7 protein-coding genes and 1 pseudogene are annotated in these 9,919 nt (G+C 75.8%); 6 read left to right on the top strand and 2 right to left on the bottom strand.

What is annotated here, in order from left to right; all coding sequences use genetic code 11:
- Together ACOJUF_RS07285 and ACOJUF_RS07280 are read left to right on the top strand one after the other, a co-directional pair.
- Positions 1–266: pseudogene (locus ACOJUF_RS07285) on the top strand (MarR family transcriptional regulator); the annotation flags it as partial.
- A 160-nt stretch (positions 267–426) separates the two neighbouring features.
- Complete coding sequence (locus tag ACOJUF_RS07280) at positions 427–2,268, top strand: Na+/H+ antiporter (protein WP_420121196.1); 1,842 nt, start codon at positions 427–429, stop codon at positions 2,266–2,268.
- Between the two features lie 416 nt (positions 2,269–2,684).
- Here the strand turns inward: ACOJUF_RS07280 and ACOJUF_RS07275 are convergent, their stop codons facing one another.
- Positions 2,685–3,161 carry an Hsp20/alpha crystallin family protein gene (locus ACOJUF_RS07275; RefSeq protein WP_420121195.1) on the bottom strand — a complete coding sequence of 159 codons (477 nt, stop codon included), beginning with the start codon at positions 3,159–3,161 and terminating at the stop codon, positions 2,685–2,687.
- Between the two features lie 270 nt (positions 3,162–3,431).
- Here ACOJUF_RS07275 and ACOJUF_RS07270 point away from each other — a divergent pair, with 270 nt between their 5' ends.
- A complete protein-coding gene (locus ACOJUF_RS07270; protein ID WP_420121194.1) occupies positions 3,432–4,439 on the top strand; it encodes a universal stress protein in 1,008 nt (335 codons plus the stop codon).
- Between the two features lie 15 nt (positions 4,440–4,454).
- Positions 4,455–6,194, top strand: a complete 1,740-nt coding sequence (locus tag ACOJUF_RS07265) for a SulP family inorganic anion transporter (RefSeq protein WP_420121193.1) — start codon at positions 4,455–4,457, stop codon at positions 6,192–6,194.
- Between the two features lie 24 nt (positions 6,195–6,218).
- Here the strand turns inward: ACOJUF_RS07265 and ACOJUF_RS07260 are convergent, their stop codons facing one another.
- Positions 6,219–7,925: a GAF domain-containing sensor histidine kinase gene (locus ACOJUF_RS07260; protein WP_420121192.1), complete on the bottom strand. Its 1,707-nt coding sequence runs from the start codon at positions 7,923–7,925 to the stop codon at positions 6,219–6,221.
- 330 nt (positions 7,926–8,255) lie between these two features.
- Between ACOJUF_RS07260 and ACOJUF_RS07255 the strand changes: the two genes are divergently transcribed.
- Together ACOJUF_RS07255 and ACOJUF_RS07250 are read left to right on the top strand one after the other, a co-directional pair.
- On the top strand, positions 8,256–9,167 hold the full coding sequence (locus ACOJUF_RS07255) for a universal stress protein (protein WP_420121191.1): 912 nt from the start codon (positions 8,256–8,258) through the stop codon (positions 9,165–9,167).
- A gap of 131 nt (positions 9,168–9,298) precedes the next feature.
- Positions 9,299–9,565: a DUF1918 domain-containing protein gene (locus tag ACOJUF_RS07250; RefSeq protein WP_420121190.1), complete on the top strand. Its 267-nt coding sequence runs from the start codon at positions 9,299–9,301 to the stop codon at positions 9,563–9,565.
- Positions 9,566–9,919: the final 354 nt, after the last annotated feature.

Below are 9,919 nucleotides of genomic sequence, written 5' to 3'. Positions count from 1 at the left end.
CCCCGGGGCGGGTGGACCAGCGGGGGGGGTGGGGGTGGGTGACCCCCCCCGCGACCCCGCCCGCCCGGCGGGCGCTGGCGCGCGCCCCCGGGCCGCCCGGCCGCGCGGTCGTGAGCACGGTGACCGCCCGGCGGCGGCAGGCGCTGGCCCGGATCGTGCGGCGGATGGACCCGGCGGACGCGACGCAGCTCACCGACGCCCTGCTCGCGTTCGCCGCGGCGTCGGGCGAACCGGTCGTCCACGACGCGGTGCGGCTCGGCTGGTAGCCCGCGGACGCCGCGCGCGGGCAGGCGTCGCGGACCACCGCGACGGGTACTGAGGTCCACGCCGGTACGGATCGCGCCGGTGTGGACACGGTGCCGGGCGGCGGGCGGCCGCCCGCCGTCGGGCGGCTCCGGGAGCGGGCCGGCCGGCGGAAGGAGACCGATGGAGCAGGTGGTGCCCGTCGTCGGGCTCGTACTCGGGGTCCTGCTGGTCAACGGCCTGGCCAGCCGCACCCCGGTGCCGCCCCCGATCCTGCTGCTGCTCGCCGGTTTCGGGGTGTCCTTCGTCCCGGGGATCCCGCCGTTCGAGATCCGCCCCGATCTGGTGCTCTTCGTGCTGCTGCCACCCCTGCTGTTCGCGGCGGCGCTGGAATCGTCGGCCATCGCGATCCGGCAGCTCGTCCGGCCGATCTTCCAGCTCGCCGTCGTGCTGGTCCTGCTCACCGCGTTCACCGTCGCGGTCACGGTGACCGCGGTGCTGCCCGGCCTGCCGTTCGCGGTCGCCCTGGCCCTCGGCGCGATCGTCGCCCCGCCGGACGCGGTGGCCGCCGTCGCCGTCGCCCGCCGGGTCGGCCTGCCCCGCCGGCTGGTCACCCTGCTCGAGGGCGAATCCCTGTTCAACGACGCCACCTCCCTGGTCACCCTCAAGGTGGCGATCAGTGCGTTCACCGTCGCCTCCATCGCCTGGGCGCCCGCGCTCGGCGAGTTCGCCTGGGCCGCGGCGGGCGGCCTGCTGCTCGGCGGGGGCCTGGGCCTGCTGCTCTCGCTCGTGCGGCGCCGGGTGCTCGCGGCCGGGCTGGGTCCGGGCCGCAACTCCGCCCTGACCGTGACCGCGCTCTCGCTGGTCTCCCCGTTCGCGGCCTACCTGCTGGGCGAGGCCGTCCACGCGTCCGGGATCCTCGCCGTCGTGGTGACCGGGCTCGTCCTCGGTCACCGCTCGCCCTCGGAGGTGCCCGCCTCGGTCCGGCTCACCGAGAACGCGACCTGGGCGGCGCTGCGCTTCCTGCTCGAAGGAACGGTCTTCGCCCTGATCGGGCTCCAGCTGCGCGGCATCTTCGCGTCGCTGGACACCGGGCAGGGCTCGGTCTTCCTGGTCATCGGCGCCGTCCTGGTCGCGGTCGTGGTCAGCCGGCCGGTCTGGATCTCGCTGATCCACGTGCTGTCCAGGCTCGGGCGGCGCGGCAGCCCGATCAGCTGGCCCGGGGTGGTCGCCGTCTCCTGGGCCGGTATGCGGGGCGTGGTGTCGCTGGCCGCCGCCCAGACCCTGCCGCTGGACACGCCGTCCCGCTCGCTGCTGCTGGTCTGCACCATCGGCGTCATCATCGGCACCCTCGTGCTGCAGGGCCTGACCCTGCCCTGGGTCATCCGGCGGCTGCACCTGCGGCAGGACCCGCGCGGCGACGACGAGCGGGAGCGGGCGCGGGCCCACGCCCGGGTCAACGCGGCCATCAACGACAAGGTCGACGAGCTGTGCCGGTCGGGCGAGCTGACCGGCAACCAGGGTGAGCTGATGCGCAAGTGGGCCGCCCTGCGCGACTGGCGCAACTGGGACGACGGTGACCGGTCCCGGGCCTTCGGCCGGCGGCTGGGTGAACTGTCCGACTGGCGTCGCTCGCTGCTCGCCGTCGAACGCTCGGTGATCGTGACGATGCGGAACGAGGGTGACCTGACCGAGGAGGTGCTGCGGCAGATGCAGCACGACCTGGACCTGGAGGAGGCGCTGCTCGAACGGCGCTCCGAGGCCGTCGACGGACACCTGAACGAGTTGCCGCCGGACGAGGCGGGCGGCCCGATCGAACCGGGCGGCGCGGACCGCGGGCCGGACGACCGGCCGGCCGAGCAGCCGGCCTCGACGCCGCCCCCGGACGTGTCGGACGCCGACGTCTCGGCGTTGCTGGGGGCCGAGGGCCCCGGCCGGGCCCCTGACCCCGACCCGGCCCCGTCCTCGGGCCGTAGGTCCCTGGACCGGGACGCCGATCCGCGGTGGGCTGACCCGGATTCGTAGCAGCCGCCGGGGACGGCGGGTCGGGGCTGCGAGCCGCTGAGGAGCACCCGTGACCGTCCTGACCCCACGTCACCGTCCCCGCGCCGGCTGGCGTGCGCTGGTCCGGGTGGCCCGGGTCCGGGGACGAGCGCGACCGGCCGCGACCGCGCGACCCAGGACCCCGGACGACGCGTCCCGACCGGGCGCCGTCGGCCCGGGCCGGGCGCTGGCCGAGGCCGTCCGGATGGAACTGATGCACCCGGGATCGGTCCCGGCCGCCCGGCAGTGCGATCTGATCATGGCCGACCGCGCCGCCGCCGGCGGCCCGCGAGCCGGGCTGCCCGCCGGCGGCTGGACGCCGTTCCGGTCCGCGGCCGATCCCTGCCCCTACCGGCCGCTGGCCGCGGGCTCGTGGAACGGCCCGGCCCGGCCGCCGCTCAGCCCTTGGTCACCGGCACCGTGGTGGGCGCGGCCGTACCGGCCGGCCGGGTCAGCGGAACCCTGATCTCCAGGATGCCGTCGCGGTAGGTCGCCGCGATGTCGGCCTCGGTGGCCCCGGGCGGCAGCGGCAGGGTCCGGGTCAGGCTGCCGTAGCGGATCTCGTGGCGCCGCAGGTCCTTCTCGTCCACGTCCCGTTCCTCCCGGCGCCGGGCGTTGATGTGCAGCAGGCCGTGCGCGACCGTGATCTCGACGTCCCTGGCCGGGTCGACGCCGGGCAGGTCGGCCCGGATCACCCGGACCGCGCCGTCCTGGAACTCGTCCACCCGGATCAGCTCCTCGACGGGCCCGGGCCAGGGCAGGCCGAACGTCCGCACCTGCGGGAACGCCTTGATCCACTCGTCGAGCATCCGGTCCATCCACGTCGACGGGGCGACCTCGCCGCCGACCGGTTCCCGCGATTGCAGCGCACTCATGACGACCTCCTCGGCCGGCCGGGCCGGCTCATCGGGCTGCCGGTCCGCCGTTCGCGGACGGGGCATCGCGCTCGAACCTAGGTCCGGCCGGCCGGTCCGGGTAGAGGCCTTGGCCCTCGCGGGGTGCGGCGATACGCGTTGCCGGCCAGGCACAACCGGATCGCCACCGGGATCGGGACCATCGGCCCTGGCGGCTCGTGGGCCGGTGGGAGCACCGTCGGACTCCGTTCGGACATCGCGTGATTCGCCGACCGACCGGGAGGGACGGCCATGACGCCCAGGAAGCACCCGCACGCGGTCGACGCCGCCCCGGCCGTCCGCCCCGGCTCCGAGCCCGCCGCCCCTCGCCCCGCCGAGCCGGGCGCCGACCCGGGCCCCGACGGCGACGGCAGCGGCCCGCCCGGCGCCGTGGTCGTCGGGCTCGACGGCGCCCCCGGCTCCCGGCCGGCCCTGCGCTGGGCCGCCGATGAGGCGGCCCGCCGGCATGCCCCGCTGGTGCTGGTGCATGCCTATCGCCGGCCGGCGACCGGCGGCTTCCCCGGCTACAACCCCGTGCCGGACGATCTGCTCGGGGGCCTGCGGGACCACGGGCGCGAGGTCCTGCGGGCGGCCGCGGCGGAGATGGCGCGGCGGCATCCCGAGCTGACCGTGACCCGCGTCCTGCGGCCCGGCCGGGCGGAGGTCGTCCTGCGTGCGGTCTCGGCCGGCGCCCGGCTGACCGTGGTCGGCCATGCCGCCACGTCCCGGTTGACCGGGGTCCTGCTCGGCTCGGTCGCGCTCGCCGTGACCTCGGGCAACCCGGCGCCGGTGGCCGTGGTGCCCCCTGGCCATCTCCCGGACGGACCGATCGTCGTCGGGGTCGACGGATCCCCGCTCAGCGAGGCGGCGGTCGCCTTCGCCTTCGCCGAGGCCGCGCTCCGGCGGACCGAGCTCGTCGCGGTGCACGCCTGGAACGATCCGGCCCTGGACGCCCGGCGGCTGGAACCACTGCTGATCGACCCCGGCTCCCTCGCGGAGCAGGAACGGGCGCTACTGGCCGAACGGCTCGCCGGGTGGGTCGAGCGCTACCCCGACGTCCGGGTCCGCCAGGTCCTCGCGCCCCGCCGTCCCGTTCCCGGCCTGCTCGCGTACGCCGCCGACGCCGCGGCAGTGGTGGTCGGCAGCCACGGACGGGGCGGCCTGGCCGGCATGCTGCTCGGTTCCACCAGCCATGCCCTGGCCACCCACGCGCGCTGCCCGGTGATCGTCGTGCGCCATCCCGGGTTCGGGGTGCGTTGACCGGGCCGGGACCGGGTGCCCAGGGCCTGGCGACCGCCGGAACCGTTCCGCGGCTACCGGCGTTCCTGGCTGATCGGCGACGCGGTCGCCGGGCTGACCGTGACCGCCTACCTGATCCCCCAGGTCATGGCGTACGCGGAGGTGGCCGGCCTGCCCCCGGTGACCGGGTTGTGGGCGATCATCGGCCCGCTGATCGTGTACCCGGTCCTCGGCTCGTCCCGCCTGCTGTCCGTCGGTCCGGAGTCCACCACCGCGCTGATGACGGCGGTGGCGCTGATGCCGCTGGCCGCCGGCGACCCGGCCCGCTACGCCGCGCTCGCGGCGACGCTGGCCCTGCTCACCGGCGGCATCTGCCTGCTCGGCCGGCTGCTGCGCCTGGGGTTCCTGGCCGATCTGCTGTCCCGCCCGGTGCTGGTCGGTTACATGGCCGGCGTCGCCGTCATCATGATCACCGGGCAGCTGGGCAAGGTGACCGGAGTGACCGTGTCGGGGGACGGCTTCCTCTCGCAGGCGACGTCTTTCGGGTCCGGGCTGGCCGGCGTGCGGTGGCCGGTGGTCGCGCTGTCGGGGGTGCTGCTGGCCGGGCTGCTGGTGCTCCACCGGCTCGCGCCGCGGGCTCCCGGACCGCTGATCATGGTGTTCGCGGCGGCGGTGGTGGTCGCCGCCTTCTCCCTCGGGGACGACGGGATCGAGGTGGTCGGGGCCGTGCCCGTCGGGCTGCCGGTCCCGGCGCTGCCCGACCTGGCCCCCGCGGACGTGGCCCTGCTGCTGCTGCCGGCGATCGGCACCACCCTGGTCGGCTATACCGACAACGTCCTGACGGCCAGGGCTTTCGCCATCAAGCAGGGCCTGGCGATCGACGCGAACCGGGAATGGGCCGCGCTCGGCGCGGCCAACATCTCCTCGTCGCTGCTGCACGGCTTCCCGGTCAGCTCCAGCGGCAGCCGTACCGCCCTGGCCGTCTCGGTCGGTGCTCGCAGCCAGCTGTACTCCCTGGTGGCCGTGGGGCTGGTGCTGGTGACGCTGCTCGCCGCCGGCCCGTTGCTGGGTGTGTTCCCGCGGCCGGCGCTAGGCGCGCTGGTCATCTTCGCGGCGCTGCAGCTCGTCGACCTGCGCGAGATGCGGCGGATCGCCCGCTTCCGGCGCAGTGAGCTGGCCCTGACCCTGCTGACCACCCTGGCCGTGCTCGGCCTCGGGGTGATCGCCGGCATCGGGGTGGCGGTCGGCCTGTCGGTGATGGACCTGCTGCGCCGGGTCGCCCGGCCGCACGACGGCATCCTCGGGTACGTCCCGGGACTGGCCGGCATGCATGACGTCGACGACTTCCCGTCCGCTCAACGCATTCCCGGCCTGGTCGTGTACCGGTACGACGCGCCGCTGTGCTTCGCCAACGCCGACGACTTCCGGCGCCGGGCGCTGGCCGCCGCCGGTCCCGGGCCGGTGGCCTGGTTCGTGCTGAACGCCGAGGCCAATGTCGAGATCGACATCACCGCCGCGGACGCGCTGGACCAGCTGCGGGCCGACCTGGCCGCCCGCAGCGTCGTATTCGCCATGGCCCGGGTGAAACAGGATCTGCTCGCGGATCTGCGCGCCGCCGGATTCGTCGACAAGATCGGCGCGGAGCGCATCTTCCCCACGCTGCCGACGGCGGTGGCCGCCTACCTGGCCGACTACCGCGCCACCCACGGCGATCTCCCGCCCGGGGTCCACCGGTCCCCGCTGCCGCCCGATCCGCTGACCGGCGACCCCCCGTGAGCCCGCGGCGGACCGGTCCGGGCGCTACCCCAGCGCCGCGACCCAGGTCAGGACGGTCGACCCGGCGGGCGAGGAGGTGAGCGTCAGCGACCGGCGGCCGCCGGGCGCGGGATCCGCCGGGGCCGGGGCGGCGCCCGGCGCCGCGCCGCCGTCGTGGGCGACCTCGACCGTCAGGTGCAGCGGGTCGACGGTGGCGGTCACCGTCACCTCCGACGTGTCGGGCTGTCCGAGCGCGTGGCGCAGCCCGGCCCGGACGACCGCGGTCACGTCCTCCCGCAGATCGGCGGGCAGATCGTCCAGTTCGGCGGCCAACCGGACCGCGGTGCTCACCGGCCGGTCGCTGGCCAGCTCGGACACCAGGTCCAGCAGCATCCCGCGCAGCGACGGCGGCCGGCCCGGCGCCGTCCGCAGGGCGACGATGGCCGATCGGAGCTGCTCGATGACCGCGTGCAGCTGGTCCATGTGGTCGGTCATCCGGTCCGCCAGAAGTGGGTCCGGTTCCCGCTTCTGCGTGCTCTGCAGGCCGAGCCCGATTGCGAACAACCGCTGGATCACCTGATCGTGCAGGTCCTGCGCGATCCGGTCCCGATCGCGCAGCAGGTCGACCTCACGGCGGGCCAGCCGCAGGTCGGCCCGGTCCAGGGCCATCGCCGCCTGGTCGGCGAAGGTGGAGACCAGGGCGAGCTCCGGATCGCCGAACGGGGCGGCCCCGAGCCGCCGGACCGTGATCAGCACGCCGCCACCCCCGGCGCCGCCGCCGGTCCCGAGAGGGACCAGCAGGGCCGGCCCGACACCCCCGCCCACGTCGTCGGCGAGCCGGGCGACCTGCCGCGCGACGCGATCCAGGAACACCTGGCCCACCGTCGAACCGGCGATCGGCAGGCGCCGGGGACCGGGCGTCGCCGGATCGAGGCCGACCCGGACGGCCACGGTCAGCTCGGTGGGCACCGCCGACCCCGGCGGCGGGTCGGCGGGCCGCGCGATGAACGTGTGGTCGGCGCCCGTCAGCTCGCCCGCCCGGGCCGCGATCAACCGCAGCGCGGCGACCGTGTCGGTGCCGCCCAGCAGTTCGGCCGTGACCTCGGCGATCGCCTCGACCCGGGCCTGCCGGTCCCGCGCGGCCGCGTACAGGCGCGCGTTGTGGATGGCGATCCCGGCCGCCGCGGCCAGCGCCTGCACGATGATCTCGTCGTCGGCGGTGAACGGTTCCTCCCCCGGCTTGCCGGACAGGTAGAGCCGGCCGAGGGTCTCCCCGCGGGCGCGGATGGGCACCGCGAGCAGGGTCCGCATGATCGGATGATGCGGCGGGAACCCGGCCGACGCCGGGTGCCGGGACAGGTCGGTGAGGCGGATCGGGCGGTCCTGTTCGATCGGCACGCCGAGCAGGCCCTGGCCCGTCGGCGGCGATCCGATCCGGGCGGCGGTGGCGTCGTCGATCCCGACCTGGACGAAGGTCCCGGTGCGGCCGCGCCGGTCGACGACGCCCAGGGCGCCGTAGGCCGACCGGGTGAGATCGGTGGCCACCTGGACGATCTGCCGCAGGGTGACCTCCTCGTCCAGCCCGGACGAGACGATCAGCATGGCCTCCAGGAGCGCGTCGATCCGCTTTCCCGCCCCGGCCAGCACGTCGTGGGCCGGGTCCCGGTCGGCGGCCGGCAACGCCCGCAGGATGCTGTCGGTCAGGGCGCGGCCCAGCGACGGGTGGCCGGTCGCCGGCGGCGATCCCACCATGGACCACCTCCGATGACTGCGGGTCGGGTGCCCGGGCCGGCCGGCCACGGAACCACCAGTCAATCCGCCGGACGCGTCCACCTGACCGGCCGTTGGTGGGGACTCACCGGGTCGAAGGTCCCTTGCCGACCCGCCCCGGACGCGCAACGGGGACCCGGGGACCTTGTGCCCTATCGCGACGACCGGCCCGTCGGAACACTCGGGGCCGGAGACGATGCCGGGCCGGCGCGGTCGGACACCCCGGCGGGGTGCCGCCCCGGAGCCCGTGACGTCGGGGTCGGCGCGGCAGGTGGGAACCGCCAGGCGGCGGGACGGCAGGAGGGACGGCACATGGTCGTCGAGGAGATGTCGATCACGGTGGGGGTCGACGGGTCGGTCGAGGCCCTGACCGCCGCCCACTGGGCGGCGAAAGAGGCCGAGCTGCGGAGGCTTCCGTTGCGGGTCATCCTGGCGATGAACGAGCCGGTCGCCGGCCACTCCGACTATGTCTTCCCGCCGCCGGTCCTCGAGGCGGCCCGCCAGGTCAACCGCACCCGGCTGGACCACGCGGCCTCGGTCATCCGCGACCTGCACCCGGATCTGGACGTGCGGACGGATCTGGAGTTCACCGATCCGCGGCGGGCCCTGGTCGACGCGTCGGCCCGGACCGCACTGACCGTCATCGGCAGCCGCGGCCGGGGCCGCCTGGTGGAGGTGCTGGTCGGCGCGGTCGCCCTGCACGTCATCGCGCACGCCCACTCACCGGTCGCGGTCGTCCCGGCGACCGACCTGTCCGGGAACGGGCTGCACCGACCGGTGCTGCTCGGCGTGGACGGAGGCGCGTCCGGCGCCGCCGCGATGGGGTACGCCTTCGAGGAGGCGTCCCTGCGCGGGTCCCGGCTGCTGGCCGTGCTCGTGCTGGACGACACCGAGCCGTGGCCGGCCGACGAGGGCCGGCCGCCGCGCCGCACCGACCTGGACGGCGCGCTCACCCTGCTGGCCGGGCAGCTGGCGCCCTGGCAGGAGAAATACCCGCAGGTGCCCGTCGAGCAGGTGGTCCGGCGCGGGCGGCCGGCGCCCGCTCTGCTGGAGTGCCTGCGCCGCGGACCCGACGCGGATCGGCCGGGCCTGGCCGTGGTCGGCTCCCGTGGCCACAGCGGCCTCGGCGGGTTGCTGCTCGGCTCGACCAGCCAGCACCTGATCGCCCGCAGCCCGGTGCCGGTGGTCGTGGTGCGTCCGGAAGGCCGGGAACGGAGCTGGTAGCGCCGGCCGGGACCTTGGCCCCTGTGCCGGCCCGGCGCCCGAGGACTGCAATGGGAGCCGGGCCGGCACCGGTGGCGGCACATCGCCCGCCACCGGCGCACCGGTCGTCGGCGCGGTGAAGGAGGCCGGACATGCGGGCACAGGTGGGCGACTGGCTGGTGGTGCGCAGCCACACCGAGGGCCACCACGATCGTCGGGCCGAGATCCTCGGCGTCGGTGGTGGCGGGGCCCCGCCCTACGCGGTGCGGTGGGTCGACGACGGGCGGGAAGCGGTGGTGTTCCCCGGGCCGGACGCGCAGGTGGTGACCGCGGCCGAGCACGACGCGCAGCTCCGGCGGGCGGACGCGCTCATCGATCGGGTCCAGTCCGGCATCGGTGCCCACCGTTCGGGAAGCTGACCACCACCCGACCGGGGGATGCGGCGAGGACCTGGACATTCAGGGCCAAAAGACCCTTATGCTCGGATCGCCGATGGGGTTCGGTCGGATGTCCCGGGCGACGACGCCGTCGGCCGGCCCGCCGGGCCGTGACCCCGGTCGCGACCCGGCCACCAGCGTTGATGGCCGGTCGGAAGGAAGGACCCGATGTGGCAGTGCTCCGGACGTTCCTGTCGGCGCGGGGTCTGCCACCGTCCTCACCGATCCGGATGCAGTGGCTGGGCCGGGTCGATCCGCGCACGGACCGGGACGGGCGGTCGGTGCCACCGGTTCCGCCGGCGGCGGACCGTGCGGTGAGCCGATCGGTCACCGCAC

The organism is Nakamurella sp., assembly GCF_048594475.1.
In the GTDB taxonomy this organism is placed as follows: Bacteria; Actinomycetota; Actinomycetes; order Mycobacteriales; family Nakamurellaceae; genus Nakamurella.
The sequence above is the reverse complement of the archived record's forward strand: the minus strand, read 5'-3'. Positions and strand labels throughout refer to the sequence as shown.